Source organism: Paraburkholderia sp. GAS199 (assembly GCF_050436585.1).
Classification (GTDB): domain Bacteria; phylum Pseudomonadota; class Gammaproteobacteria; order Burkholderiales; family Burkholderiaceae; genus Paraburkholderia.
The window spans coordinates 136,102-161,382 of sequence record NZ_JBNDMM010000008.1 but is presented as its reverse complement, the minus strand read 5'-3'; the positions used below and the strand labels follow the sequence as shown (position 1 = coordinate 161,382).

Annotated in this window: 26 protein-coding genes and 1 riboswitch; of the genes, 18 read left to right on the top strand and 8 right to left on the bottom strand. The window is 64.7% G+C overall.

The window, feature by feature from the left end; genetic code table 11:
- The first annotated feature begins 55 nt into the window (after positions 1 to 55).
- Both P3T18_RS27610 and P3T18_RS27605 read left to right on the top strand, forming a co-directional pair.
- The gene (locus P3T18_RS27610) at positions 56 to 769 is read left to right on the top strand and encodes an MIP/aquaporin family protein (RefSeq protein ID WP_429303134.1); all 714 of its coding nucleotides are present in this window, start codon (positions 56 to 58) and stop codon (positions 767 to 769) included.
- A gap of 169 nt (positions 770 to 938) precedes the next feature.
- Positions 939 to 1,625, top strand: a complete 687-nt coding sequence (locus tag P3T18_RS27605) for an HAD family hydrolase (RefSeq protein WP_429303133.1) — start codon at positions 939 to 941, stop codon at positions 1,623 to 1,625.
- A 104-nt stretch (positions 1,626 to 1,729) separates the two neighbouring features.
- Here P3T18_RS27605 and ribB read toward each other — a convergent pair whose 3' ends face one another.
- The 4 genes from ribB to P3T18_RS27585 form a co-directional block, all read right to left on the bottom strand.
- Positions 1,730 to 2,449: a 3,4-dihydroxy-2-butanone-4-phosphate synthase gene (gene ribB / locus P3T18_RS27600; RefSeq protein ID WP_429303132.1), complete on the bottom strand. Its 720-nt coding sequence runs from the start codon at positions 2,447 to 2,449 to the stop codon at positions 1,730 to 1,732.
- Positions 2,450 to 2,595: 146 nt separating this feature from the next.
- A riboswitch (FMN riboswitch) is annotated at positions 2,596 to 2,779 on the bottom strand.
- A 130-nt stretch (positions 2,780 to 2,909) separates the two neighbouring features.
- Positions 2,910 to 3,599, bottom strand: coding sequence for a helix-turn-helix domain-containing protein (locus tag P3T18_RS27595; RefSeq protein WP_429303131.1), 690 nt, complete (start codon positions 3,597 to 3,599; stop codon positions 2,910 to 2,912).
- Positions 3,600 to 3,818: 219 nt separating this feature from the next.
- Positions 3,819 to 4,985 carry an MFS transporter gene (locus P3T18_RS27590; protein ID WP_429303130.1) on the bottom strand — a complete coding sequence of 389 codons (1,167 nt, stop codon included), beginning with the start codon at positions 4,983 to 4,985 and terminating at the stop codon, positions 3,819 to 3,821.
- Between the two features lie 50 nt (positions 4,986 to 5,035).
- Positions 5,036 to 5,437 carry a VOC family protein gene (locus P3T18_RS27585; RefSeq protein WP_429303129.1) on the bottom strand — a complete coding sequence of 134 codons (402 nt, stop codon included), beginning with the start codon at positions 5,435 to 5,437 and terminating at the stop codon, positions 5,036 to 5,038.
- A 151-nt stretch (positions 5,438 to 5,588) separates the two neighbouring features.
- Between P3T18_RS27585 and P3T18_RS27580 the strand changes: the two genes are divergently transcribed.
- The 7 genes from P3T18_RS27580 to lnt all read left to right on the top strand — a co-directional run bounded on the left by P3T18_RS27580 (position 5,589) and on the right by lnt (position 13,349).
- Positions 5,589 to 6,572, top strand: coding sequence for a LysR family transcriptional regulator (locus P3T18_RS27580; protein WP_429303128.1), 984 nt, complete (start codon positions 5,589 to 5,591; stop codon positions 6,570 to 6,572).
- Positions 6,573 to 6,726: 154 nt separating this feature from the next.
- Positions 6,727 to 8,100: a tRNA (N6-isopentenyl adenosine(37)-C2)-methylthiotransferase MiaB gene (miaB, locus tag P3T18_RS27575; RefSeq protein ID WP_429303127.1), complete on the top strand. Its 1,374-nt coding sequence runs from the start codon at positions 6,727 to 6,729 to the stop codon at positions 8,098 to 8,100.
- 42 nt (positions 8,101 to 8,142) lie between these two features.
- The gene (locus P3T18_RS27570; protein ID WP_429303126.1) at positions 8,143 to 9,216 is read left to right on the top strand and encodes a PhoH family protein; all 1,074 of its coding nucleotides are present in this window, start codon (positions 8,143 to 8,145) and stop codon (positions 9,214 to 9,216) included.
- A 72-nt stretch (positions 9,217 to 9,288) separates the two neighbouring features.
- Entirely contained in the window at positions 9,289 to 9,750 is a 462-nt protein-coding gene (gene ybeY / locus P3T18_RS27565) for an rRNA maturation RNase YbeY (RefSeq protein ID WP_408424095.1), read from the top strand.
- Between the two features lie 24 nt (positions 9,751 to 9,774).
- A complete protein-coding gene (locus tag P3T18_RS27560) occupies positions 9,775 to 10,452 on the top strand; it encodes a gamma-glutamylcyclotransferase (RefSeq protein ID WP_429303125.1) in 678 nt (225 codons plus the stop codon).
- A 232-nt stretch (positions 10,453 to 10,684) separates the two neighbouring features.
- Positions 10,685 to 11,578: an HlyC/CorC family transporter gene (locus P3T18_RS27555; RefSeq protein ID WP_429303124.1), complete on the top strand. Its 894-nt coding sequence runs from the start codon at positions 10,685 to 10,687 to the stop codon at positions 11,576 to 11,578.
- A 79-nt stretch (positions 11,579 to 11,657) separates the two neighbouring features.
- Entirely contained in the window at positions 11,658 to 13,349 is a 1,692-nt protein-coding gene (lnt, locus tag P3T18_RS27550; RefSeq protein ID WP_429303123.1) for an apolipoprotein N-acyltransferase, read from the top strand.
- A 94-nt stretch (positions 13,350 to 13,443) separates the two neighbouring features.
- Here the strand turns inward: lnt and P3T18_RS27545 are convergent, their stop codons facing one another.
- Complete coding sequence (locus P3T18_RS27545) at positions 13,444 to 14,058, bottom strand: glutathione S-transferase N-terminal domain-containing protein (RefSeq protein WP_429303122.1); 615 nt, start codon at positions 14,056 to 14,058, stop codon at positions 13,444 to 13,446.
- Positions 14,059 to 14,331: 273 nt separating this feature from the next.
- On the opposite strand from P3T18_RS27545, the gene P3T18_RS27540 reads away from it, so the two are divergent.
- The 5 genes from P3T18_RS27540 (at position 14,332) to purH (ending at position 20,080) form a co-directional block, all read left to right on the top strand.
- The gene (locus P3T18_RS27540) at positions 14,332 to 15,738 is read left to right on the top strand and encodes an aminopeptidase P N-terminal domain-containing protein (RefSeq protein ID WP_429303121.1); all 1,407 of its coding nucleotides are present in this window, start codon (positions 14,332 to 14,334) and stop codon (positions 15,736 to 15,738) included.
- A gap of 6 nt (positions 15,739 to 15,744) precedes the next feature.
- Positions 15,745 to 16,977, top strand: a complete 1,233-nt coding sequence (locus tag P3T18_RS27535; protein WP_429303120.1) for a UbiH/UbiF/VisC/COQ6 family ubiquinone biosynthesis hydroxylase — start codon at positions 15,745 to 15,747, stop codon at positions 16,975 to 16,977.
- A 184-nt stretch (positions 16,978 to 17,161) separates the two neighbouring features.
- The gene (gene dusB / locus P3T18_RS27530) at positions 17,162 to 18,229 is read left to right on the top strand and encodes a tRNA dihydrouridine synthase DusB (RefSeq protein WP_429303119.1); all 1,068 of its coding nucleotides are present in this window, start codon (positions 17,162 to 17,164) and stop codon (positions 18,227 to 18,229) included.
- Entirely contained in the window at positions 18,226 to 18,459 is a 234-nt protein-coding gene (locus tag P3T18_RS27525) for a Fis family transcriptional regulator (RefSeq protein ID WP_007180440.1), read from the top strand. Before dusB ends, P3T18_RS27525 begins: the two co-directional genes overlap by 4 nt.
- 55 nt (positions 18,460 to 18,514) lie before the next feature.
- Positions 18,515 to 20,080: a bifunctional phosphoribosylaminoimidazolecarboxamide formyltransferase/IMP cyclohydrolase gene (purH, locus tag P3T18_RS27520; protein WP_429303118.1), complete on the top strand. Its 1,566-nt coding sequence runs from the start codon at positions 18,515 to 18,517 to the stop codon at positions 20,078 to 20,080.
- Positions 20,081 to 20,218: 138 nt separating this feature from the next.
- Here the strand turns inward: purH and P3T18_RS27515 are convergent, their stop codons facing one another.
- Entirely contained in the window at positions 20,219 to 20,458 is a 240-nt protein-coding gene (locus tag P3T18_RS27515) for a hypothetical protein (RefSeq protein WP_429303117.1), read from the bottom strand.
- A gap of 156 nt (positions 20,459 to 20,614) precedes the next feature.
- Here P3T18_RS27515 and ruvC point away from each other — a divergent pair, with 156 nt between their 5' ends.
- From ruvC to P3T18_RS27495, 4 genes are all read left to right on the top strand, one after another.
- Positions 20,615 to 21,157, top strand: coding sequence for a crossover junction endodeoxyribonuclease RuvC (ruvC, locus tag P3T18_RS27510; protein WP_429303116.1), 543 nt, complete (start codon positions 20,615 to 20,617; stop codon positions 21,155 to 21,157).
- 77 nt (positions 21,158 to 21,234) lie between these two features.
- Entirely contained in the window at positions 21,235 to 21,816 is a 582-nt protein-coding gene (gene ruvA / locus P3T18_RS27505; protein WP_429303115.1) for a Holliday junction branch migration protein RuvA, read from the top strand.
- Positions 21,817 to 21,947: 131 nt separating this feature from the next.
- On the top strand, positions 21,948 to 23,012 hold the full coding sequence (ruvB, locus tag P3T18_RS27500; protein WP_429303114.1) for a Holliday junction branch migration DNA helicase RuvB: 1,065 nt from the start codon (positions 21,948 to 21,950) through the stop codon (positions 23,010 to 23,012).
- Positions 23,013 to 23,044: 32 nt separating this feature from the next.
- A complete protein-coding gene (locus tag P3T18_RS27495; RefSeq protein ID WP_429303113.1) occupies positions 23,045 to 23,995 on the top strand; it encodes an oxygenase MpaB family protein in 951 nt (316 codons plus the stop codon).
- A gap of 43 nt (positions 23,996 to 24,038) precedes the next feature.
- Here P3T18_RS27495 and P3T18_RS27490 read toward each other — a convergent pair whose 3' ends face one another.
- Together P3T18_RS27490 and dtd are read right to left on the bottom strand one after the other, a co-directional pair.
- Positions 24,039 to 24,716 carry a histidine phosphatase family protein gene (locus P3T18_RS27490; RefSeq protein ID WP_429303112.1) on the bottom strand — a complete coding sequence of 226 codons (678 nt, stop codon included), beginning with the start codon at positions 24,714 to 24,716 and terminating at the stop codon, positions 24,039 to 24,041.
- Positions 24,717 to 24,818: 102 nt separating this feature from the next.
- Positions 24,819 to 25,277 (bottom strand): D-aminoacyl-tRNA deacylase, encoded by a 459-nt coding sequence (gene dtd, locus P3T18_RS27485; RefSeq protein ID WP_429303111.1) that lies wholly within the window; start codon positions 25,275 to 25,277, stop codon positions 24,819 to 24,821.
- Positions 25,278 to 25,281: the final 4 nt, after the last annotated feature.

The following is a 25,281-nucleotide window of genomic DNA, read 5'->3' as shown; positions in this document are numbered from 1 at the left end:
TCCGGAAGCCGCTCACGGCGGCTTCCCTCATCGCAATACTTCGGATACCAAAACGATGTCCCCTTATATCGCGGAATTCATCGGCACAGCACTCGTCGTTCTGCTAGGCGATGGCGCGGTCGCCAACGTACTGCTCGCGCGCACCAAAGGCAAAGGCGCCGACCTGATCGTCATCGTGATGGGCTGGGCCATGGCCGTTTTCATCGCTGTCTACGTCACCGCGTCGTTCAGCGGCGCGCATCTGAATCCGGTCGTGACCATCAGTCTCGCGCTGGCCGGCAAGTTCGCCTGGTCGAAAGTGCCCGGCTATATCGCGGCGCAGATGCTCGGCGGCATGGCCGGCGCGCTGCTCGTGTGGGTCGCGTATCGCCAGCACTTCGCCAAAGAAGGCGACGCGGACGTGAAGCTCGGCGTGTTCTGCACGGCGCCCGCTATCCGCAGCGTGCCGCACAACCTGCTCACCGAAATGATCGCGACGTTCGTGCTGATCCTCGGCGTGCTCTATCTGGCTTCGCCGCAGGTCGGACTGGGCGCGCTCGACGCCTTGCCGGTCGGTCTGCTGGTGCTCGGCATCGGCATCTCGCTCGGCGGCCCGACGGGTTACGCCATGAGCCCGGCGCGCGATCTGTCGCCGCGTCTGATGCACGCGCTGTTGCCGATTCCCGGCAAGCGCGACAGCGACTGGCGCTACGCATGGATTCCGGTTTTCGGTCCCCTGCTCGGCGGCGCGGTTGCATCCGGCCTGTTCCTCTCCCTGCATGCACATTGAGCCAGTGCCAGCGCGGTAAGAAAGCGCGAGGCAGGAAACCGGCGACGCCACGCACGCCAGGCCAAAGCACGTATCATGTTGCTTTCAATCTCCGTGCGCGAGCTTGCAGGTTTCCTGCTCGCGCGTTTTCCGCCTCCCGCATTCCGCTTCCTGCTGCTTAATTCCAGGCATGATCGACCACCTCATCTGTGACTGCGACGGCGTGCTCGTCGACAGCGAAATCATCGCCGACCGCGTGATGTTCCAGACGCTGAGCGCCACGTTTCCGGGCCTCGACTTCGAGCCCGTCGTCAAAACGGCGTTCGGCCAGCAGACCTCGCGCTTTCTCGAAGGCATCGAAAAATCCTTCGACATCACCCTGCCCGCCAATTTTCTCGACACCATCGAACACAACGTCGAGATCGAACTCGCGGCCTCGCTGAGTCCGATCAATGGCGTGCGTGAAGCGTTGCAGCGCGTGTCGTTGCCGGCCGCGGTGGTCTCGAACAGCCGCATGACGCGCGTGAACGCATCGGTGCGGCGCGCGGGTCTGCAGGACATTTTCGGCACGCGCGTTTTCAGCGCGGAACAGGTCGCGCGTCCCAAGCCCTACCCGGATGTTTATCTGTTCGCCGCGCAAACGCTGGGCGTGGAGCCGTCGCGTTGCGTGGTGGTGGAAGACAGCGTGGCCGGCTTGAACGCGGCGCGCGCGGCCGGCATGAAGACAATCGCCTTCGTGGGCGCGAGCCACATTCCGGACGGTTACGCCGACGCGCTGCGCAAGATGGGCATGACGCGCATCATGAAACACATGGACGAGTTGCCCGCGCTGGTCGAAGCCGGTGTGCGCGGCGAGTTCGGCGACGTGCAGTCGTAACGCACGCGCTTCACGGCAAATAAGGCGCAAATAAAAAACGGCTGACGTCGCGAGACGCAGCCGTTTTTTTTCGAGCCGCCGCGCGTCGGCGCGGCGTCAGAAACTCACGCCTCGTCGGCCACGCATTCGCGCGCCGTTGCCAGCGCCTGACGGAACTCCACCAGTTCGGCGATCGTCAGGATCGGCAGATCGTGTTGCTGCGCGAAGCGTTCGACGTCCGCGCCGCGCGTCATCGTGCCGTCGGCGTTCATCAGTTCGCACAACACGCCGGCCGGCTTCAGACCGGCCAGAATCGCGAGGTCGACCGTACCTTCGGTGTGGCCGCGACGCGCGAGCACGCCGCCCGGCTGCGCACGCAGCGGGAACACGTGACCGGGGCGCACGATGTCGGCCGGTTTGGCGGTATCGGAAATCGCGGCGCGAATCGTCGTCACGCGATCGAGCGCCGACACGCCGGTCGTCACGCCGTCGCGCGCTTCGATCGAAACCGTGAACGCGGTGCCGTGGCGGCTTTCGTTGTTCACCGACATCGGCGGCAATTCGAGCGCGCGAATCTTTTCGTCGGGCAGACACAGACACACGATGCCGCTACATTCGCGGATCAGCAAGGCCATAGTTTCGACGGAGAGACGTTCGGCGGAAACGATCAGATCGGCTTCGTTCTCGCGGTCATGATCGTCTTGCAGAACGACGGCGCGGCCATCGCGCATGGCTTGCAGGGCGGCGGCGATACGCGGCGGAACGGGCTCGGTGGCGAGCAGGGGAAGGTCGAGCGTGGCGGAATCCGCAATCACCGACGGAGCAGGAAAAGTAGCAAAGGACATAGTTGAAACGCTCATCGCAAAAGTTGGGCGAGAAACGTTTCAGGGCATTGCAAACAGACAAAGACGCGCCGCCGACCGCCATATAAAACGGCGCTCGCTCACTGCCCGATACGCAGGCAGTGCAACGGAAACGAACATGACTATCTGCACATCTTCTTCCATCCGGACTCTGACCGTCGGCTCTGGCTTCTCACCAGATCTGCTGACCCCGCTGCGGTTTTCGTGACGCTGAAAACCGAAAGACACGGGCGCTCGCGGGCTCACCGGCTCACGCTTTCGCGTTGCCGGCATACCGCCGGTGGGGAATTTCACCCCGCCCTGAAGACGCACTGATTGCCGGACTGACCGGCCGACAAAGGATACAACAGTCGCGCAATAACTGCAGCGCGACCCCTACGCTTTAGACGGACTCGCCCACTCGGGCGCTCGGGCGAGCCATCCACTAGAATACGGCGTCGGCTCAGACCGGCGCCGCCGTGCGCGTGGCGTCGTGCGGCGCGGGTACGTCCCAGCGCGGCGGCGTCTCGGCTTTCAAGGTGACGCGAAAAGCCCGCGCCTCGGTGTCGCCGGGATTGCGCAGCGTGTGCGGCTGATCGGCGTCGAACACGATCGCGTCGCCGGTTGCGAGCAGTTGACGCTGATCGTGCACGCTCACTTCCAGCGTGCCTTCGCTCACCACCAGATTGATCGTGGTGCCCGGCGCGCGACGCGTGCCGGTTTCGGTGTGCAAAGCCGCGATACGCAATTCATGGAATTCGGCGACGGTCGGCTCGGCATCGGGATAAAGCGGCCGCGCGGAATAGCGTCCATTGGCACTGACGAGGCGTGCCGAGCGCTCGGCCGGCAGATGCTCGAAGCCGTTGGTCGCGTGACGGCGCAGGAACGCGGCCACCGACACCTTCAACGCCGCCGCGACCTTGCACAACACCTTGATGGACGGCACGCTGCGCGCCGACTCGATCTGCGCCAGCATGGCGCGCGACACGCCCGACGCACGCGCCAGCGCATCGAGCGACAACTGCCGTTCGGCGCGCAAGCGGGCGAGATTCACGCCGACCAGATGTTCGAGCGCGTCGAAGGGTTCCGCGGCGCGCGACGCGCCGTCGTTGTCAGCCGCGGGATCGCGGACCAGCGCAAGCGGGGAATGCATGATTGCCTCCAGGAGCGCCGCCGGAAGGCGGGGCAAACGGTTAGTGGAAGCAAGATAGCATCGCGTCCCGCCGCGCCCAACGAAGTTATCTTCACACTGTTATCAGCATTGCGGAGGACGATTCTGGCAATGCTTGTGCGAAAACTTCATAAGGACGCGAGCGGTAATTTCGGCGTCGATTGCCGGCGCCGGACATCGGCGCCAGCAATTCGAACGGAATCAGGCGCGCTGCACCGCGGCCGACGCCGGCGCATCCATCCGCGCGGCGATCCACGTGAGCAGCAGCGCCGCCACGCTGACCGCCGCCGCGACCCACGGCAGCGTGTCGAGCGCGTGTCCGTGATTGATCACCAGACCGCCGAGCCACGCGCCGCCCGCATTGCCCACGTTGAACGCGCCGATGTTCAGCGTCGACGCCAGATTCGGCGCCTTGGCCGCCTTCTCGACCACGCGCATCTGCAACGGCGGCACCGTCGCGAAAGCCGCGATGCCCCACACGAAAATCGTGATGGCCGCCGCTACCTGCGAGTGGCTGGTCCGCGCGAAGATCGCCATCACCACGGCGAGCGCCACCAGAATGCCCATCAGCGAAGGCATCAACGCGCGGTCCGCGAGTTTGCCGCCGACCGTGTTGCCGATCGTCAGGCCGACGCCGAACAGCACCAGAATCAGCGTGACGCCGCGCGGCGAAAAACCACTCACCTGTTCGAGGATCGGCGCGATATAGGTGAACACGACGAACACGCCGCCGAAGCCGAGCACCGTCATGCCGAGCGCGGTCCAGACCTGCGGGTCTTTCAGCACGCGCACTTCGTGGCCGAGCCCGACCGGTCCGGAATCGTGACGATTCGGCACGAGCGCGGTCACGCCGAGCAAGGACACGACGCCGAACGCGCTGACGATCCAGAACGCCGCGCGCCAGCCGAATTCCTGACCGATGAACGTACCGAACGGCACGCCCAGCACGTTGGCGAGCGTCAGCCCGGTGAACATCAGCGCGATGGCGCTCGCGCGCTTTTCGGCCGGCACGAGCGACGCCGCCACCACGGCGCCGATGCCGAAGAACGAACCATGGGCGAACGACGTCACCACGCGCGCCACCATCAGCACGGAATAGCTGGACGCCACCGCGCACAACGTATTGCCGACGATGAAAACGCCCATCAGCAACTGCAGCGCGAGCTTGCGCGGCATCTTGCTGGTCAGCACCGCGAGCAGCGGCGCGCCGACGGCCACGCCGAGCGCGTAGCCGCTCACCAGCAGACCGGCCGACGGAATCGACACGGCCAGATCGTGCGCGACCTCGGGCAGCAAGCCCATGATCACGAACTCGGTCGTGCCGATCGCGAACGCGCTGATCGCCAGCGCAAGAAGGGGAAGAGGCATGGTGATTCTCCGGGGTGCCAAGGTTGAACGTATCGGTTGAATTGGATGGTTCAGACGCGCGCGGCGCGCTGCACAGCCGTCACGAATTCGACGACGACGCCGGGCGCGAGCGCCACGAACACCTGCATCTGCGCCTCCTGCGGCCCCATCTGCGGCACTTCGGCCTGCTGATAGGGCGTCTGCGTGGCGCGCAGGCGTTGCAGCAGCGCCTGCCACTCGGCGGCGCTTTCCAGCCGGAACGCGATGTGGTCGATGCGCGGCGCCGTGCGTCCCACGTGGGCCGGCACGGTCGCGTCGATCAGATGAATCACCGCGCGGCCGTTCGCATAGAGCCAGTAGCCGTCGACTGAAAACGGCGGCCGCGCGCCGTCTTCCAGACCCGCCACGTCGACGAAAAAACGTCGGGCGGTGTCGAGGTCGGCGGTAACGATGGTCGCGTGGTCGAGTTGCATGGTGCGCTCGCAGTAAAAAGGCCGAGTGACCGCACGGTCTCAGCCAGAACAAGGTGTCGAGGCACGCATTGTCCGGCTACAGCGTCAATTTGATAATTGGCGTAGCATTTGAAGCATTATCAAATCGCCTTTGAAAGTCAGACCAGACGCCATGGACAACCTCGGTGACATCCGCCTGTTCGTCGAAGCCGCGCAACAGGGCAGCCTGTCGGCGGCGGGACGCAAGATGGGCTTGACGCCGGCCGCCGCCAGCGCGCGCCTCGCCAAGCTCGAAGCCGGCCTGAAGGCGCGCCTGTTCGAGCGCACCACGCGGCAGCTTCGGCTCACGGACGAAGGCCGCCTCTACCTGAACTGCTGCCGCCAGGCCCTGCAATCGCTCGACGACGCCGAAGCCGCGCTGCAGGCGGGCCAAGGCGTGGTGCGCGGCAAGGTGCGCGTGTCCGCGACCTCGGATTTCGGCCGCAATCTGCTGATGCACTGGCTCGACGAGTTCAACGCGCTCTATCCGGAAGTGACTTTCGCGCTGACGCTCTCCGACTCGCTGTCGAATCTCGTGCAGGAAGACATCGACCTCGCGATCCGCTTCGGCGTGCCGCAGGACAGTTCGCTGGTGGCGCGCAAGCTGGCGCCGAACCGGCGCGTGCTGTGCGCGTCGCCGGAATACATCGCCCGCAAGGGCGAGCCCAAAGATCCGCACGATCTGGCCAATTTCGACTGCATCGTGCTCGGCACGGCGTCCGGCCTCGCCAACGAATGGCGCTTCACGCGCGGCGACGAAGTGCAGCACTACACGGTGCCGTTCGAAACCGCCCGCGAGACCAACGACGGCGCCGTCGCCCGCGAATGGGCGCTGCGCGGCTACGGCATCGTCATCAAGTCGATGTGGGACGTGGAAGCCGATTTGCGCAGCGACGGCCTGAAAATCCTGCTGCCGGAGTGGCGTTATCCGGACGCGCCGCTGCACGCCCTTTATCACCGCAACCGCTTCATGGCGCCCCGCGTGCGCGTGCTGCTGGACTTCCTCAGCGAGCGTTTCGCGCAGGTGGCGGGCGAACTGGAAGGCCTGCTGGGACTGCCGCCGCACGCACGGGAGCACGGCGGTGCGGCAGAAACCGCTTTTAATGAAGGGCTATAATATTGAGCTACGCTGAAAGCGTGCAGGCCGGTGCCGCCAACGCACGTCGGCAAGGCCGCGAGCCCGCGGCGCCTGAAAGCGCCGCCCGCGTTTTCACCCCACTTCACCTTTTATACGACGCCCCCAGGTTAACCACTGCGACCGGCGAAAAACGATGATCAAGAAAGTTTATGTAAAGACCTTTGGCTGCCAGATGAACGAGTACGACTCCGACAAGATGGTCGACGTACTCGGCGCGGCCGACGGACTCGTGAAAACCGACACGCCGGAAGACGCCGACGTCATTCTGTTCAACACGTGCTCGGTGCGCGAAAAAGCCCAGGAAAAAGTGTTCTCCGACCTCGGCCGCGTGCGCGAGCTGAAAGAAGCGAAACCCGATCTGATTATCGGCGTGGGCGGTTGCGTGGCCAGCCAGGAAGGCGCGTCGATCGTTGCGCGCGCACCGTACGTCGATCTGGTATTCGGTCCGCAAACGCTGCACCGTCTGCCGCAAATGATCGACAAGCGCCGCGAAAGCGGTCGCGCGCAGGTCGACATCACGTTCCCGGAAATCGAAAAGTTCGACCATCTGCCGCCGGCGCGCGTCGACGGTCCGAGCGCGTTCGTTTCCATCATGGAAGGCTGCAGCAAGTATTGCAGCTACTGCGTCGTGCCTTATACGCGCGGTGAAGAAGTGTCGCGTCCGCTCGACGACGTGCTGACCGAAATCGCCGGTCTCGCCGACCAGGGCGTGCGCGAAGTCACGCTGCTCGGCCAGAACGTGAACGCCTATCGCGCCGGTCTCACGCTCGGCTCGAACGAGATCGCCGACTTCGCCACCCTGATCGAATACGTTGCCGAGATTCCGGGCATCGAGCGGATTCGCTACACCACGTCGCATCCGAAGGAATTCACGCAACGCCTGATCGATACCTACGCGAAGGTGCCCAAGCTGGTCAGCCACCTGCACCTGCCCGTGCAGCACGGCTCCGACCGCATCCTGATGGCCATGAAGCGCGGTTATACCGTGCTCGAATACAAATCGTTGATTCGCAAGCTGCGCGCGATCCGCCCGGACCTGTCGCTGTCCACGGACATGATCGTCGGCTTCCCGGGCGAAACGGAAGAAGACTTCGACAAGATGATGGCGCTCGTGCACGAGATGAAGTACGACACCAGCTTCTCGTTCATCTACAGCCCGCGTCCCGGCACGCCGGCGGCTAATCTGCACGACGACACGCCGCGCGAGGTCAAGCTCAAGCGCCTGCAACATCTTCAGGCTACGATCGAAGAAAACGTGCAGCGCATCAGCGATTCGATGGTCGGCAAGATCGAGCGTATTCTGGTCGAACGTCCGGCACGTAAAGACCCGAACGAACTCGCGGGCCGCACCGAGAACAACCGCGTGGTGAATTTCCCGGTGCCGCTCGCCTCGCACGCGCGGCTGATCGGTCAAATGGTCGACGTGAAAATCGTCCATGCGTACCCACATTCGCTACGCGGCGAACTCGTGCTCGTGCACGACGACGCCAGCGCGACCGCGCATTAACCCATTCAGCAGCATCGAAACCGACAGGATCGATCCACCGCCTTGAAGACCACTCAGCAGCATCTGGAATTCACCGCTCCGCGCGAAGACAACGCGCGGCTCGCCAACCTCTGCGGCCCGCTCGACGAAAACCTGCGGCAGATCGAGCAGGCGCTCGACGTCACACTGCAACGCCGGGGCCACCGCATCACGATCCGCGGGCGCGGCGCGAAACTCGCGCTCACCGCGCTCGAAAACTTCTACAACAACGCGCTCAAGCCGCTGTCGGTCGACGACATTCAGCTCGCGCTGGTCGAAGTGCGGCATCCGGCGCGGCATCGCGCGAACGGCAGCAGCAACGGCACGGAAGCGGTCGATCCGCGCTTTCCCGGCAATCCCGACCATCCGTTCGACCAGCCTGCCGACAATGGCGAAGACGATCTCGAAGAACTCGGTCCGAAGCTGTACACGCGCCGCGCCGACCTGCGCGGCCGCACGCCGGCACAGCGCGACTACCTGAAGCAGATCATTTCGCACGACGTCACTTTCGGCATCGGACCGGCGGGTACGGGTAAGACGTATCTGGCCGTGGCCTGCGCCGTCGACGCGCTGGAACGCGATCAGGTGAAACGCATCGTGCTGACGCGGCCGGCTGTCGAAGCAGGCGAGCGTCTCGGCTTCCTGCCGGGCGATCTCGCGCAGAAGGTCGATCCATATCTGCGTCCGCTGTACGACGCGCTGTACGACCTGCTCGGCTTCGATAAAACCGCCAAGATGTTCGAGCGGCAAATGATCGAAATCGCGCCGCTCGCGTACATGCGCGGCCGCACGCTGAACCACGCGTTCATCATCCTCGACGAGGCGCAGAACACCACGCCCGAGCAGATGAAGATGTTCCTCACGCGTATCGGCTTCGGCTCGAAGGCCGTGGTGACGGGCGACACCACCCAGGTCGACCTGCCGCGCGGACACAAGAGCGGCCTGATCGAAGCGCAGCAGGTGCTCTCAGACGTGCGCGGCATCGCGATTACGCGCTTCACCAGCGCCGACGTGGTGCGGCATCCGCTGGTCGCGCGAATTGTGGAGGCGTACGATGCGCATTCGCAGAAAAACGCCGGTCCGACGGATTCGCGCTGATGGCCGGCAGGCCACAGCCGTTCCCACACCTTTGAAGCATTCGACCGAACTGAAGCACCCAATCGATCACGCATGAGCCGCACACCGAAACTGACGTTGAATCTGCAATTCCCCGCCGCCAAAGCCTGGCCGGAACACAAGGCGCTGCTGCCGCGCGCCACCGTGGCCGGCTGGATCAAGGCGGCGCTCTTCGCAGACGGCGAACTGACCGTGCGTTTCGTCGATGCCGAGGAAGGCCGAACGCTGAACCGCACCTACCGCGGCAAGGACTACTCCACCAACGTGCTGACCTTCGCCTACGCCGAGTCGGAAGACGACCCGGTCACGGGCGACCTGATCCTGTGCTGTCCGGTGGTGGAAAAAGAAGCCGCCGAACAGGGCAAACCGCTTCTCGCGCACTACGCGCATCTGCTGGTGCACGGCACGCTTCACGCGCAGGGTTACGATCACGAGGTCGAGGAAGAAGCCGAGGAAATGGAAGCGATCGAAACGGAAATTCTCGGCAAGCTCGGATTTCCCGATCCCTATCAATAGCCGCTCAATCTTCCGAAAACTGCCGTGAGCACCTCGCCTCCTGACGTCGATACCCGAACGCCCTGCCCGGACTACCCGCCGGCGCTCGGCGAATCGCGGCTGCTGACCGACGAGGAGTTGCGTGCGTCGCTCGAATGCACGTTGCGCGACTGGAATCGCGAAACCGATCTGTGGCTCTTCGGCTATGGCTCGCTGATCTGGAACCCCGGCCTGCCGACAGTCGAAGCCACGCGCTCCAAAGTGCACGGCTACCATCGCGGCCTGTATCTTTGGTCGCGGGTGAATCGCGGTACGCCCGACCAACCCGGCCTCGTGCTCGCGCTCGATCGCGGCGGCTCGTGCACGGGCATCGCGTTCCGGCTCGCCGCGGAAGGCGCGATGCCTCATCTGGAAGCGCTCTGGCGCCGCGAAATGGCGATGGGTTCGTACCGGCCGGCGTGGCTGCCCTGCGTGCTCGCCGACGGCCGGCGCGTCGACGCCCTCGCCTTCGTCATGCGTCGCGACGTGCCGAGCTATACCGGCAAGCTGCGCGATGACGTCGTCAAGACCGTGTTCGGCTGCGCGAGCGGCCGCTACGGCACCACGCTCGATTACGTCAGCCGCACCGTGCACGCTCTGCGTGAGAGCGGCATGCCCGACCGCGCACTGGAAGCCCTGCTCGAACGCTGCCGCGCGCAAAGCCGCGACGCCGGGCAGTCCTGACCCGCCTGCCGCGCGTCATACCGGCGCGACGCCCGCCGCAAACGTGCATTTTTGTGCTGCAACACTTTTCCCGGCGTAATCAGTTAGGATTGACCCACGTCCCGCCCATCCGGCGGAACGGTCCGCACCAGCTTCACCCATCGGCCAGCGCAGCGGGACACGGTCCTGCCATGTGCCTGGTGTATCCTTAACGCTCTGCAACAGCGCGCCCAGTCTCGCCGGGCGCACTAACATGAACGACACGTATCCCAGTCGACGCCAAACCGACAAACCGCAAGAAAAGCGCTCACTCCTCGAGCGTCTGACCGACTTCATCTCGCCCGAGCCCGACTCGCGCGCGGAACTTCTGGAAATCCTGCAGGACGCGCACGAGCGCAACCTGATCGACGCCGATTCGCTCTCCATGATCGAAGGCGTGTTCCAGGTGTCCGAACTCAGCGCCCGCGACATCATGGTGCCGCGCGCACAAATGGACGCGATCAACATCGCGGACAATCCCGCCGAATTCATTCCGTACGTGCTGGAAAAAGCGCACTCGCGCTATCCGGTGTTCGAAGGCAATCGCGACAACATCATCGGCGTGCTGCTGGCGAAAGACCTGCTGCGCTATTACGCCGAAGAAGAGTTCGACGTGCGCGGCATGCTGCGCCCCGCCGTGTTTATCCCCGAATCGAAGCGCCTGAACGTGCTGCTGCACGACTTCCGCGTCAATCGCAATCACCTCGCTGTGGTGGTCGACGAGTACGGCGGCGTAGCCGGCCTCATCACGATCGAAGACGTGCTGGAACAGATCGTCGGCGATATCGAAGACGAATACGATTTCGACGAGGAAAGCGGCAACATCATCGCCTCGCCGGACGGTCGCTTCCGCGTGCGTGCGCTCACCGAAATCGAACAGTTCAACGAAGCCTTCGGCACGCATTATTCCGACGACGAAGTCGACACGATCGGCGGTCTGGTCACGCATCATTTCGGACGCGTGCCGCATCGTGGCGAAAAAGTCCGCATCGACGACCTGATCTTCGAGATTCTGCGCGGCGACGCCCGCCAGATTCACATGCTGCTGGTGCGCCGCGATCCGCTTGCCGGTCAGCGCGAACGCGAAGCGCAGCACGTGCAGACCTGAGCGAGCGGTTTTACGCCGCGCTTTCACCGCTCTTTCGCTTCATCTCCGCTTCTCAACATCTCACGCCGACCGCGCAACAATGGCCGACCCGATTACTTCCCGTTCGCGCCGCGGCGTGAGTTCCCCTGACGCTCCGGCCACGCTCGACGCGCGCCGCCGCACCTTGCCGCGCTGGCATTACCTCGTCGCGCTGCTGGCCGGCGCTGCAAATACGCTTTCGTTCGCGCCCACGCCGCACGGCGGCTGGCTCGAACTCGTCATCTTCGCGTTCTTCTTCGCGTGGCTCACGCGCACTACCAGCTGGAAAAGCGCCGCGCTCACCGGCGGTGCGTTCGGCTTCGGCAACTACGTCACCGGCGTCTGGTGGCTGTACGTGAGCATGCACGACTACGGCGGCATGGCCGCGCCGCTCGCCGGCGCCGCGGTCGTGCTGTTCTCGCTCTATCTGGCGATCTACCCGGCCCTGGCGGCGGGCGTCTGGTCGTTCTGCGCCGGCCATGCACGTAACGGCGCGCGCGACGCCGACCCACCGTTCTCGCCCACCTGGCACGGGGCGCTGGCCTTCGCCAGCGCGTGGGCCATTGGCGAATGGCTGCGCGGTTACGTGTTCACCGGCTTTCCCTGGCTCGCGAGCGGCTACGCGCAAGTGGACGGTCCGCTGGCCGGCTTCGCGCCGGTAGCCGGCGTGTACGGCGTCGGCTGGATGCTGGCGCTGGTCGCGGCGCTGATCGTGCAGGCGCTGGTTCGCGCACGCGAGCCGCGCGGCGTCGACAGTGCCAGGCGCGGCACGCGCGTCGCCACGCCGGCGCTGACGGCGCTCGCACTGATCGCAGCGGGTCTGCTGCTGCCGCTCGCGCAATGGACCACGCCGGCCAACGCGCCGCTCACGGTGCGTCTGCTGCAAGGCAACGTCAAACAGGAAATGAAGTTCGAGGAAGCCGGCATGCGGGCGGCGATCGATCAGTTCCAGCAAATGATCACCTCGAAGCCGGCCGATCTGATCGTCACGCCGGAAACCGCCATTCCCGTGCTGGCGCAGCAGTTGCCGCCGCAGTTCGCTTCGGCCGTGCGCAACTTTTCGGACTCGACGGGCAGCGCGGTCGTGTTCGGCGCGATCGGCGGCACGATTACGCCGGACGGCCGCGTGGTCGACTACACCAACAGCCTGTTCGGCGTGACGCCCGGCACGCGCGACGTGTATCGCTACGACAAACACCATCTCGTGCCGTTCGGTGAATTCGTGCCTTGGGGTTTCCGCTGGTTCGTGAATCTGATGAGCATTCCGCTCGGCGATTTCGCGCGCGGCGCGCCAGTGCAAAAACCGTTCATCGTCCACAACCAGCCGGTCTCGCTGGACATCTGCTACGAGGACATCTTCGGCGAGGAGATCGCGCGCAACATCCGCGAGAGCGCGACGCCGGCCGGCGTGCTGGTCAACTCCACCAACCTCGCCTGGTTCGGCAATACCATCGCGCTGGATCAGCATTTGCAGATTGCCCGGATGCGCTCGCTCGAAACCGGCCGTCCCATGCTGCGCGCCACCAACACCGGCATGACCGCCGCGATCGACGCGAACGGCAAGGTGATCGGACGGCTGGCGCCGTTCACGGTCGGCTCGCTCGACGTCACGGTGCAAGGCACCACCGGCAACACGCCTTACGTGACGAGCGGCAACAACACCGTGCTCGCGGTATCGCTGCTGCTGTTGGCGTTCGGCTTCGCGTTCGGTCCGGGACTCGCGCGCCGCCGCAATGGCAACGGCAAACCCTAAGCAGTCGGCGAGTTTCGATCGCCTCGCGGTTGCATAAAAAAACGCACGCTCCGGAATCCGGAGCGTGCGTTTTTTACTTCCGAGCGCCGCGCGTTCAGTTCGCCGGCACGGTGTCGATGAACGACTGACGCAGCGAGAGTTTCTGGAAATGCTTGTCCAGATTCGGATACAACTCGCGCCAGTCGAGTTCGGGCATGCGGAAATCCAGATAGCCCAAGGCGCAGCCCACGGCGATGTCCGCCAGCGTGTAATGATTGCCGGCGCACCACGTCTTGCTGCCGATACCCTGCGACATGGCGATCAGCGCTTCGTCGATCTTGCGCTGCTGACGCGCCACCCACGCGTCGACGCGTTGCTCGGGCGCGCGCTGCGTGCTTTCCAGGCGAATCAGCACCGCCGCATCCAGAATGCCGTCGGCGAGCGCTTCCCAGCAGCGCACTTCCACACGTTCGCGGCCCGACTGCGGAATCAGTTTGCCGACCGGCGACAGCGTGTCCACGTATTCGCAGATCACGCGCGAATCGAACACCGCTTCGCCGTCTTCCATCACAAGGCACGGCACCTTGCCGAGCGGATTGAAGGCGTGAATGTTGGTATCCGATGCCCAGACGTTCTCGGGCACCAGTTCGTAGTCGATTTTCTTGTCGGCCAGCACGATCCGCGCCTTGCGGACGTACGGGCTGCCGAGTGAACCGATGAGTTTCATCATTCCATCTGCCTCTTCTTGAATTCGGCGAAAGTATAAGTGCTCGGCGCATTCCGGGGTGCGGCCGCGCCGCTTCGCGAGCCGCACGGAGGCTCGCTGTGGATGGATTGCAACATTGCCTCGGCGTCGCGCCGCAGTCTACCCGGCCGGATGGCCAACCGGGCCTGGCCGGTTCGTGCGGCTCGCCCGCGCGCGCCCGGTTTTCGCTCCCGGCGTCGCTCATGCCGTCAGTATCGGCGCAAAATAACTCTCTGCATTGGGCGCTACAATCGCACGATGAACCAGCCGACCGAACCCACCATCGCCATCGACGTTTACCGCAAGCGCCGCGAGCGCGTGCTCGCCGCGCTGCGTGCGGCAGGCGGCGGCGTCGCCATCGTCCCCACCGCGCCGGAAAAGTTGCGCAACCGCGACGCCGACTACCCCTACCGGCACGACAGCTACTTCTACTATCTGACCGGCTTCACCGAACCGGAAGCGCTGCTGGTGCTCGATGCCAGCGCCGCCACGGGCGATCCGGCCGCGCTGCTGTTCTGCCGCGAGAAAAACGTCGAGCGTGAGACGTGGGAAGGCTTCCGCTTCGGCCCCGACGCGGCGCGCGAGGCGTTTGGCTTCGATGCCGCGTTCGCCATCGGCGAACTCGACACGCACATGCCGCGCGTGCTGGCCGACAAGCCGGCGCTGCACTATGCGCTCGGCACCTCGGCGCAACTCGACGGTCAGGTGCGCGGCTGGCTCGACGCCGTACGCGCGCAAAGCCGCGGCGGTGTGGTCGCGCCCTCGGCTGCGCACGACCTGATCCCGCTGCTCGACGACATGCGTCTTTTCAAGGACGACCACGAACTCGCGATCATGCGCCGCGCCGGCAAAATCTCCGCCGAGGCGCATCTGCGCGCGATGGCCGCCTGCCATCCGGGCGTGCGCGAATACGAACTCGAGGCCGAGCTGCTTTACACGTTCCGCAAGTCCGGTGCGCAGGCGCCGGCCTATACGTCGATCGTGGCGGCGGGCGCGAATGCGTGCGTGCTGCACTATCCGGCGGGCAACGCGATCGCCCAGGACGGCGACCTGATCCTGATCGACGCCGCGTGCGAACTCGACGGCTATGCGTCCGACATCACCCGCACGTTCCCGGCCAGCGGCCGTTTCACGCCGGCGCAGCGCGAGATTTACGACATCGTGCTGGCCGCGCAGCAGGCCGCCGTCGACGCGACCCGCGCAGGCGCCACCTTCGACGATCCGCATCAAGCCGCCGTGCGCGTGCTGTCGCAAGGCTTGCTGGACACCGGCATTCTGGATCGCGCGAAATTCGGTTCGGTGGACGACGTGATTGCCGGCCGCGCCTACGCGCCGTTCTACATGCACCGCACCGGCCACTGGCTCGGCATGGACGTGCACGACGTGGGCGACTATCGCGAACGCGGCGCCGCGCGCGACGAAGCCGGCGCCCTGCCGTGGCGCACGCTGCAGCCGGGCATGACGCTGACCATCGAGCCAGGCCTGTATATCCGCCCGACCGAAGGCGTACCCGAGCGCTACTGGAACATTGGCATCCGCATCGAAGACGACGCCATCGTCACGGCGAACGGTTGCGAGCTCATCACGCGCGACGTGCCCGTGGCCGCCGACGAGATCGAGGCGCTGATGCAGGAAGCCCGCGTCGCACATGGAACAAGGACGTAATCCGCAATGAACGAAGTTTCTCCGTCGACGGTGATTCTGAAGCCCGCCGCCCACCAGCACTTCGACTTCGACGTGACGATCGTCGGCGCGGGTCCGGTCGGGCTGGCGCTGGCCGGCTGGCTGGCGCGCCGCAGCGCGACGCAGGCGCTGAAGATCGCCCTCGTCGACGCACGCGAGCCGGAGGATTCGATTGCCGATCCGCGCGCGATCGCGGTCTCGCACGGCAGCCGGATGATCCTGGAACCGTTGCGCTGGCCCGCCGACGCCACCGCTATCGAACGCATCCACGTCTCGCAGCGCGGACACTTCGGCCGCACGCTGATCGATCACCGCGAGCATGGTTTGCCGGCGCTCGGCTACGTGCTGCGCTACGGCTCGATCGTGCACGGACTCGCCGAAGCGGTCCACGCGAGTCCGGTGCACTGGTTCCGCTCCACGTCGGCGTCCGCGCCGGTTCAGGAGCAGGACGGCGTCACGCTGCCCATCGAAACCGCGGGCGTCACGCGCAGTCTGCGCACGCGAATTCTGGTGAACGCCGAGGGCGGCCTGTTCGGCGACCAGAGCAAAACCGGCGAAGACGATGCGCGCGATTCACGCGGCTCGCGTGATTACGGACAGACCGCGCTGGTCGGCACCGTGACCGTGTCGGCGCCGCAACCGCACGTGGCGTGGGAACGCTTCACGTCACAGGGACCGATTGCGCTGTTGCCAACAGGCGGCGTGCGCGGCGCGAACTACGCGCTGGTCTGGTGTTGCGCGCCGGAGGAAGCGGAACGCCGCGCGCAACTTCCGGACGAAGCGTTCCTCGCCGAACTCGGCGCCGCCTTCGGCGACCGCATGGGACAGTTCACGCAGATCAAGGGGCGCGCGTCGTTTCCGCTGGGTCTTAACACCGTCGATACGCTGGTGAAGGGTCGCGTCGTCGCCATCGGCAATGCGGCGCAGACGCTGCATCCTGTGGCGGGACAAGGGTTGAATCTCGGTCTGCGGGATGCGCACGCGCTCGCCGACGCCCTCTCGACCGAAGGTCCGACGCCGCTCGCGCTCGCCAGCTTCGCGCAACGCCGCGCGCTGGACCGGCGGCTGACGATCGGCGCCACCGACACGCTCGCGCGCCTTTTTACCGTCGACTTCCCGCCGCTCGCCATCGTGCGCGGCCTCGCGCTCACCGCGCTCGAATTCCTGCCGCCGGTGAAAACCGCCCTCGCGCGCCAGATGATGTTCGGCCAGCGGCGCTGAACGGTGGCGGCCGCGATGCCGGGTCTATGAAATCGGCCACTTTCATAGAAGATTTAATGAGTTACGACAGGGTGAAGGCGGATGCCGACCGGCTGTTAACGTTAAAATAGCGGTTTTCCCTCGCATTTCGCGAATGCTCCGATTGACAGAATTTCGAACAATCGGCTGAGCGCGCGACCACGTCATGCCCACTCTCGGCTCCCACAATCTGCGTAATAACCTGTTCGTCGCCCCCATGGCTGGCGTCACCGACCGTCCTTTCCGCCAGTTATGCAAGCGGCTGGGCGCGGGCTACGCGGTGTCGGAGATGGTCGCCTCGAACGCGCAATTGTGGAAAAGCGAAAAGACCATGCGCCGCGCCAATCACACCGGCGAGGTCGAGCCGATCTCCGTGCAGATCGCGGGCGCCGATCCGGCCATGATGGCCGAGGCCGCCCGCTACAACGTGGCCAACGGCGCGCAGATCATCGACATCAACATGGGTTGTCCGGCCAAGAAGGTCTGCAACGTGGCGGCCGGTTCGGCGTTGCTGCAGAACGAACCGCTCGTGCAGCGCATCGTCGAGGCCGTGGTGGGCGCAGTGGGCGTCGGACCCGACGCGGTGCCCGTCACGCTGAAAATCCGCACCGGCTGGAATCGCGAGAATAAAAATGCGCTGAACGTCGCGCGCCTGGCGGAAGCGGCGGGCATTTCCATGCTCACGGTTCACGGCCGCACCCGCGCCGACCTTTATCACGGCGACGCCGAATACGAGACCATCGCCGCCGTCAAGGCAGCGGTGCGCATTCCGGTGGTGGCCAACGGCGACATTACGTCGCCGCAGAAAGCCCGCGAGGTTCTCGCCGCCACCGGCGCCGACGCCATCATGATCGGCCGCGCGGCGCAAGGTCGCCCGTGGCTGTTCCGCGAGATCGAGTATTTCCTGCAAACGGGCGAATTGCTGCCGCCGCCGCGCATCGACGAAATCCAGCAGGTGATGAACGAGCATCTCGAAGATCACTACGAGTTCTACGGGGAATTTACCGGGGTCCGCACTGCGCGTAAGCACATCGGCTGGTACACTCGCGGCCTTTCTGGCGCCAACGTGTTCCGGCACCGCATGAATACGCTGGACACCACGCGCGAACAACTCCTCGCCGTCAACGAGTTCTTCGACGCCCAAAAGGCGATCTCAGACCGCCTCGTCTATGTCGACGAAACGCTCAACAAGAACGACGGTGAGCCGGACCATACCGACCGACTAGCAGCATGAGCAAGAACAATATCGAACAATCTGTCCGCGACAGCCTGGGCATGTATTTCCAGGATCTCGACGGCTCCAATCCGCATGACGTCTACGACATGGTCATTTCATGCGTAGAAAAACCCCTGCTCGAAGTGGTGCTCGAGCAGGCCGGCGGCAATCAGTCGCTGGCCGCCGAGTATCTCGGCATCAACCGCAATACGCTGCGCAAGAAACTGCAACAGCACGGTTTGTTGTAGTCCGTTGTAGTTTTTCGCGCCCTGCCACGTTTCCCTTCGGCTTTTCGTCTTCATCATGATCAAGCAAGCGCTCATCTCCGTTTCCGACAAGTCCGGCATCGTCGACTTCGCCAGGTCGCTGTCCGACCTAGGCGTCAAGATCCTGTCGACCGGCGGCACCGCGAAACTTCTCGCGGACGCAGGTCTGTCCGTCACCGAAGTTGCCGATTACACGGGCTTCCCGGAAATGCTGGACGGGCGCGTGAAAACGCTGCATCCGAAGGTGCACGGCGGCATTCTCGCGCGCCGCGACCTGCCGGAACACATGGCAGCGCTTGAAAAGCACGACATTCCGACGATCGACCTGCTGGTCGTGAATCTGTATCCGTTCGTGCAAACGGTGTCGAAAGAAGAGTGCTCGCTGGAAGACGCGATCGAGAACATCGATATCGGCGGCCCGACCATGCTGCGTTCCGCCGCGAAGAATCACCGCGACGTCACCGTGGTGGTCGATCCGGCGGACTACGCTGTCGTGCTCGACGAAATGCGCGCGAACAGCAACGCCGTGTCGTACAAGACCAACTTCCGTCTGGCTACCAAGGTGTTCGCCCACACCGCGCAGTACGACGGCGCGATCACGAACTATCTGACGAGTCTGACCGACGAACTGCAACATTCGTCGCGCAACACGTTCCCGGCCACCTTCAATCTGGCCTTCGACAAGGTGCAGGACCTGCGTTACGGCGAGAACCCGCATCAGAGCGCGGCGTTCTATCGCGACCTCGTCGTGCCGGCCGGCGCTCTGGCGAACTACAACCAGTTGCAGGGCAAGGAACTGTCGTACAACAACATCGCCGATTCCGATGCAGCGTGGGAATGCGTGAAGACCTTCGACGTGCCGGCCTGCGTGATCGTCAAGCACGCCAATCCGTGCGGCGTGGCGGTCGGCGCGAACGCCAACGAAGCGTATGCGAAGGCGTTCCAGACCGACCCGACGTCCGCGTTCGGCGGCATCATCGCGTTCAACCGCGAAGTGGACGAAGCGGCGGCTCAAGCGGTTGCCAAGCAATTCGTCGAAGTGCTGATCGCGCCGTCGTTCAGCGCGGCAGCTCGCCAGGTATTCGCGGCCAAGCAGAACGTGCGTCTGCTCGAAATCGCGCTGGGCGAAGGCCACAACGCGTTCGACCTGAAGCGCGTCGGCGGCGGTCTGCTGGTGCAATCGCTCGATTCGAAGAACGTGCAGCCGCACGAATTGCGCGTGGTCACGAAGCGTCACCCCACGCCGAAGGAAATGGACGACCTGCTGTTTGCCTGGCGCGTCGCGAAGTACGTGAAGTCGAACGCAATCGTGTTCTGCGCGAACGGCATGACGCTCGGCGTCGGCGCGGGCCAGATGAGCCGCGTGGACTCGGCGCGTATTGCGAGCATCAAGGCGCAGAACGCCGGTTTGACGCTGACCGGTTCGGCGGTGGCGTCGGATGCCTTCTTCCCGTTCCGCGACGGTCTCGACGTGGTGGTAGCTGCGGGCGCAACCTGCGTGATCCAGCCGGGCGGCTCGATGCGCGACGACGAAGTGGTGAGCGCAGCAGACGAGCACAACATCGCGATGGTATTGACCGGCGTGCGTCACTTCCGGCACTGATTCACCTCTCTCGCCTCCTTGTGAGCGGCGCGCTCATAGTGCGCTGCTCGCTGGCCGAATCCGAAAAAACGGCCCGATGGCATTCGCATCGGGCCGTTTTTCTTTGATGACGTCTGGGTTCGGGTTTGCGTTCTGAACTCAGTCTTGCGGCTCCTTGCGCGAGTAGCCGGCCTTCACGTCCGCATGCTGACTGATATAGGTGCCGAGGCCCTGCCCTCGTTGCCCGAGCCGTGCGAGCATGCCGACGTGTTTCGCGCCCACGCCCGCTTCCGTGTACCAGTAGGTCACACCCGGCTTGAAGCGAACCGCGACGAAGTCCGCGCCGACCTCGTAGGCCAACACGCCCGAATCGCCACTGAGATTGGCGTAGCGTTTCATGTGCGACTCCCTGCGTCATGCACTCTGCCCATCCGGTGCATTCCGTACCTTCAGCAGCAGTTTTTATTCCACTGGGAATAAGGACTGTTGCCCGCCACGCGGCGCGTTCGTTGTAGTATCGCAAGCACCTGGTTTTCACGGCATAGACGGCAGCACATGAGAATTCTCGGCATCGACCCCGGACTACGCGTAACGGGCTTCGGCGTGATCGATCAGCATGGTCATACGCTCAGCTACGTCGCGAGCGGCGTCATCAAGACTGCCGACGCCGATCTGCCGTCGCGCCTCGGCACTATTTTCGAAGGCATCTCCACGCTGATCCGCCAGCATTCGCCCGATCAGTCGGCGATCGAAAAAGTGTTCGTCAACGTCAACCCGCAATCGACCTTGCTGCTCGGCCAGGCGCGCGGCGCCGCCATCTGCGGACTCGTAGCCGGCGGCGTACCGGTCGCCGAGTACACCGCCCTGCAATTGAAGCAGGCCGTGGTGGGCTACGGACGCGCCACCAAGGAGCAGATGCAGCAGATGGTGGTGCGCCTGCTCAACCTCTCCGGCGTGCCCAGCACCGACGCCGCCGACGCCCTCGGCATGGCGATCTGTCACGCCCACGGCGGCAGCACCCTCAGTACGCTCGGCGGCATCGCGCCTTCGCTGGCGAAGAAAGGTTTGCGTGTCAGACGCGGCCGTCTGGTGGGCTGACGCCTTGCTTCGTTGTCCGGTATCGGCCGCTCATCCGCTGCGCTACACTCGCCCTTTCTCTCACCATTGAACTCGCCATGATCGGTCGCATTGCCGGCGTTCTGCTGGAAAAAAACCCGCCGCATCTGCTCGTGGACTGCAACGGCGTCGGTTACGAAGTCGATGTGCCGATGAGCACGTTCTACAACCTGCCCTCGACCGGCGAACGCGTCGTGCTGCTGACGCAAATGATCGTGCGCGAAGACGCGCATCTGCTCTACGGTTTCGCCACTGCCGACGAACGCTCGACCTTCCGCGAGTTGCTGAAGATCAGCGGCATTGGCGCACGCATGGCGCTCGCCGTGCTCTCCGGCATGAGCGTGGGCGAACTGGCGCAGACGGTCACGATGCAGGACGCGGCGCGGCTCACGCGCGTACCCGGCATCGGCAAGAAAACGGCTGAACGGCTGCTTCTGGAACTGAAGGGCAAGATCGGCGCCGATCTGGGCGCGCTGGCCGGCGCGGCATCGGCGTCCGACCATGCATCCGACATCCTGAACGCTTTGCTTGCATTGGGTTACTCCGAAAAAGAAGCGCTGGCAGCCGTCAAGAACGTGCCGGCCGGCACGGGCGTATCCGAAGGCATCAAGCTCGCACTGAAGGCGCTCTCCAAGGCCTGATGCCTCGGGCTGTCATGCCTTGGCAGCGCGGCGGGTTCAACGCCGTATGAAGCTTCGCACGGCGCCGCCTCCTGCGCACCCTGGCCGTTCGGCCGGGTTTCGCAACGGAGCGCGCGCGGTACAATGAAGCCATGATCGAAACCGACAAACTCGCCGCCGAGCGCATCATCGCGGCCACGCCCGTCTCGCCGAACGAAGAAGCGTTCGAGCGCGCCTTGCGTCCGCGCCAGCTCGAAGAATATGTCGGGCAGGAAAAAGTGCGCGGCCAGCTGGAAATCTTTATCGAGGCCGCCAAGCGCCGCTCCGAATCGCTCGACCATGTCTTGCTGTTCGGGCCGCCGGGCCTCGGCAAAACCACGCTCGCGCACATCATTGCGCGGGAAATGGGCGTCAATCTGCGGCAAACCTCCGGTCCGGTGCTCGAACGCGCCGGCGACCTCGCCGCGCTGCTCACCAATCTCGAAGCCAACGACGTTCTCTTCATCGACGAAATTCACCGGCTCTCGCCGGTGGTCGAAGAAATTCTGTATCCGGCGCTCGAGGACTACCAGATCGACATCATGATCGGCGAAGGGCCGGCTGCGCGCAGCGTCAAGCTGGACCTGCAGCCGTTCACGCTGGTCGGCGCCACCACGCGCGCGGGCATGCTGACCAATCCGCTGCGCGATCGCTTCGGCATCGTCGCGCGCCTCGAGTTTTACAACGCCGAAGAACTCGCGCGCATCGTCACCCGTTCGGCCTCGCTGCTGAACGCGCAGATTCATCCGGACGGCGCTTTCGAAATCGCCAAACGCGCGCGCGGTACGCCGCGGATCGCGAACCGGCTGTTGCGCCGCGTACGCGATTTTGCCGAGGTCAAGGCCGACGGCAACATCACCGCACAGGTGGCCGACGCCGCGCTCAGAATGCTCGACGTTGACGCAGTGGGCTTCGATCTGATGGACCGCAAACTGCTCGAAGCGATTCTGCACAAATTCGACGGCGGCCCGGTCGGCGTGGACAACCTCGCGGCCGCTATCGGCGAAGAACGCGACACCATCGAAGACGTGCTCGAACCTTATCTGATCCAGCAAGGCTTTCTGCAGCGCACGCCGCGCGGCCGCGTCGCCACGCTGCTGACTTACCGGCACTTCGGCCTCGCCGCGCCCGATTCATCGAGCGGCCTGCCCGGTCTGTGGGATTCGGCCGCGACCTGAGCGCATCAATCTCACGCGAGGCCGATCAGCCGATGTCCGACCAAGCCGACCGCGCCAACGCGTCCGTATCCCGCTCCGGCCTCGCCCACCTGCTCACTCACAAGATCCGCTCGAAGCTCGCGGCCGGCGTCACGCATCTGACGAGCGGCAGCGGACCGACGCTCGACTATTCGTCGCCGCCGGGCGACCCCGGCCTTTTCGGACCCGATTCGGTCTGCTGGAAAGTCCACGCGGATTTCACCTCCATGATGACCGGCGGCATCAGCGCCCTGCTTTTGCAGGCGCTGCATCCGCTGGCGCTGGCCGGCGTTTGGGATCACTCGTCGTTTCGCACCGATATTCTCGGACGCCTGCGTCGCACGGCGACTTTCATTGCCGGTACGACTTACGGCAGCCGCCACGACGCGCTGGCCTTGATCGACCGCGTGAAGCGTATTCATCTTGCCGTGAGCGGTGTGGCGCCGGACGGCCGTCCGTATCGCGCAAGCGATCCTGCGTTGCTGACGTGGGTGCATGTGGCCGAGGTGTCGAGTTTCATGACGGCGCATCTGCGCTACGTGAATCCCGATTTGCCGGTGGCCGCGCAAAATCAGTATTTTGCGGAGACCGCGCGAATCGCCGAAATGCTCGGCGCTAGCGACGTTCCACGCTCACGTGCCGAGATCGATGCGTATCTGCTCGCCATGCAGCCCGAACTCGGTGCCAGCGAGCGCACGGCTGAAGTCGTGCGCATCCTGATGAACGCGCCCGCACCGAGCGCGGCGATGCGGCCGGCGGGCACGTTGATGTTGAATGCGGGTGTCGATCTGTTGCCCGACTGGGCGCAAGCCATGCTCGGCTTCGACCGCTTCGCCGGTCTTCGGCGCGCGGTTGCGAGACCCGGCGTGCGCCTCGTCGCGCCGGTGATCCGCTGGGCGCTGGTGAACGGCGTGTCGAAACGTGCGCGACGACGCGTGGCGATGCCGGCGCGCGAGTCGGGGTGATTTAGGGGTGAGTTATAAGCGAGCCGCCCGGATCGCGCGCGGTTCAGCGGCCTGGTTCCGGCGCTCGCTTGAAGTTATCGTCGGCGGCGGGTGCGTCGAGATGCGACACGTCGGCCCATGAGACGATCGTCGCGCTGCTGGCGTCGTCGGCGTAGTCCACGATGTTGATGCTCGTATTCAGCAACGCATAATCGCGCGGCATATCGAGCGCCAATTTAGCCGCGAAACGACGCACGCAATCCAGTACGCCGCCATGCGCGACGACAGCGATCCGTCCGCCAGGATGCGCGGCGACCAGCGGTTCGATCGCATGAACCACGCGGTGATAGAGCGCGCGTTGCGATTCGCCCTCGGGTGGAGCGAAGCCCGGATCGCGCGTTTGCCAATGCGCAAATTCGTCGGGGAAGCGCACGGCGATCTCGTCGCTGTCGTGGCCTTGGAACGCGCCATACGAGCGTTCGCGCAAATTCTCGCGCAGTCGCAGCGGCAAGCCGAGCGCCGTCGCAACGGGCTGCGCCGTCTGCTGCGCGCGTTGCAGATCGCTCGAATAAATCGCGTCGAGCCGCGCGCCTTCCTTCACTTCCCGCGCGATTCGGCTCGCCAGCTTTTGAGCCTGTTCGAGGCCCGTGGTCGCGAGCGGAATATCGATGTGACCTTGAATTCGCTTGATGCGATTCCAGTCGGTTTCACCGTGACGAATGAACAGAATCTGCGTGGTCATGAGAGAAATGGGCGCCGTTCGCCGGTTGTGCCGAACCGTTATTGTCGCAAAAACGGTTGGAGGAAGTACGCGTTGGCGGGCGCACCGAGATGCCCGCCATGTTCAGGCGTTGGTTTGCAGCCAGAAGGTGACCGGCCCGTCGTTGACGAGCGACACCTGCATGTCGGCGCCGAATTCGCCGGTCTCGACGATCGGATGCCTGGTCCGCGCAGCCGCGACGAAGTAATCGAACAGACGCTTGCCTTCGTCGGGCGGCGCCGCCGGCGTGAAACTCGGACGCAGACCACTGTTGGTATCGGCCGCCAGCGTGAACTGCGACACCAGCAACAAGCCACCCGCGCGCCCGGCACCGTCCAGATTTTGCACCGACAGATTCATCTTGCCGGCCGCGTCGCTAAACACGCGATAGCCGAGCACCTTGGCAAGCAGACGATCGGCCGCGCCTTCCGTGTCGCCACGTTCAGCGCAAACCAGCGCGAGCAGTCCCGCCTCGATCGCGCCGGTGACGCGCTCGCCCACGCGCACCTCGGCGCGCCGCACCCGCTGGATCAGCGCGATCATCGGC

Excerpts from the sequence above, each read along its gene's own strand:
- P3T18_RS27610 (WP_429303134.1), top strand. The coding sequence starts at position 56 with ATGTCCCCTTATATCGCGGAATTCATCGGCACAGCACTCGTCGTTCTG.
- P3T18_RS27605 (WP_429303133.1), top strand. The coding sequence starts at position 939 with ATGATCGACCACCTCATCTGTGACTGCGACGGCGTGCTCGTCGACAGC.
- ribB (WP_429303132.1), bottom strand. The coding sequence starts at position 2,449 with ATGTCCTTTGCTACTTTTCCTGCTCCGTCGGTGATTGCGGATTCCGCC.
- P3T18_RS27595 (WP_429303131.1), bottom strand. The coding sequence starts at position 3,599 with ATGCATTCCCCGCTTGCGCTGGTCCGCGATCCCGCGGCTGACAACGAC.
- P3T18_RS27590 (WP_429303130.1), bottom strand. The coding sequence starts at position 4,985 with ATGCCTCTTCCCCTTCTTGCGCTGGCGATCAGCGCGTTCGCGATCGGC.
- P3T18_RS27585 (WP_429303129.1), bottom strand. The coding sequence starts at position 5,437 with ATGCAACTCGACCACGCGACCATCGTTACCGCCGACCTCGACACCGCC.
- P3T18_RS27580 (WP_429303128.1), top strand. The coding sequence starts at position 5,589 with ATGGACAACCTCGGTGACATCCGCCTGTTCGTCGAAGCCGCGCAACAG.
- miaB (WP_429303127.1), top strand. The coding sequence starts at position 6,727 with ATGATCAAGAAAGTTTATGTAAAGACCTTTGGCTGCCAGATGAACGAG.
- ybeY (WP_408424095.1), top strand. The coding sequence starts at position 9,289 with ATGAGCCGCACACCGAAACTGACGTTGAATCTGCAATTCCCCGCCGCC.
- P3T18_RS27555 (WP_429303124.1), top strand. The coding sequence starts at position 10,685 with ATGAACGACACGTATCCCAGTCGACGCCAAACCGACAAACCGCAAGAA.
- lnt (WP_429303123.1), top strand. The coding sequence starts at position 11,658 with ATGGCCGACCCGATTACTTCCCGTTCGCGCCGCGGCGTGAGTTCCCCT.
- P3T18_RS27545 (WP_429303122.1), bottom strand. The coding sequence starts at position 14,058 with ATGATGAAACTCATCGGTTCACTCGGCAGCCCGTACGTCCGCAAGGCG.
- P3T18_RS27540 (WP_429303121.1), top strand. The coding sequence starts at position 14,332 with ATGAACCAGCCGACCGAACCCACCATCGCCATCGACGTTTACCGCAAG.
- P3T18_RS27535 (WP_429303120.1), top strand. The coding sequence starts at position 15,745 with ATGAACGAAGTTTCTCCGTCGACGGTGATTCTGAAGCCCGCCGCCCAC.
- dusB (WP_429303119.1), top strand. The coding sequence starts at position 17,162 with ATGCCCACTCTCGGCTCCCACAATCTGCGTAATAACCTGTTCGTCGCC.
- P3T18_RS27525 (WP_007180440.1), top strand. The coding sequence starts at position 18,226 with ATGAGCAAGAACAATATCGAACAATCTGTCCGCGACAGCCTGGGCATG.
- purH (WP_429303118.1), top strand. The coding sequence starts at position 18,515 with ATGATCAAGCAAGCGCTCATCTCCGTTTCCGACAAGTCCGGCATCGTC.
- P3T18_RS27515 (WP_429303117.1), bottom strand. The coding sequence starts at position 20,458 with ATGAAACGCTACGCCAATCTCAGTGGCGATTCGGGCGTGTTGGCCTAC.
- ruvC (WP_429303116.1), top strand. The coding sequence starts at position 20,615 with ATGAGAATTCTCGGCATCGACCCCGGACTACGCGTAACGGGCTTCGGC.
- ruvA (WP_429303115.1), top strand. The coding sequence starts at position 21,235 with ATGATCGGTCGCATTGCCGGCGTTCTGCTGGAAAAAAACCCGCCGCAT.
- ruvB (WP_429303114.1), top strand. The coding sequence starts at position 21,948 with ATGATCGAAACCGACAAACTCGCCGCCGAGCGCATCATCGCGGCCACG.
- P3T18_RS27495 (WP_429303113.1), top strand. The coding sequence starts at position 23,045 with ATGTCCGACCAAGCCGACCGCGCCAACGCGTCCGTATCCCGCTCCGGC.
- P3T18_RS27490 (WP_429303112.1), bottom strand. The coding sequence starts at position 24,716 with ATGACCACGCAGATTCTGTTCATTCGTCACGGTGAAACCGACTGGAAT.
- dtd (WP_429303111.1), bottom strand. The coding sequence starts at position 25,277 with ATGATCGCGCTGATCCAGCGGGTGCGGCGCGCCGAGGTGCGCGTGGGC.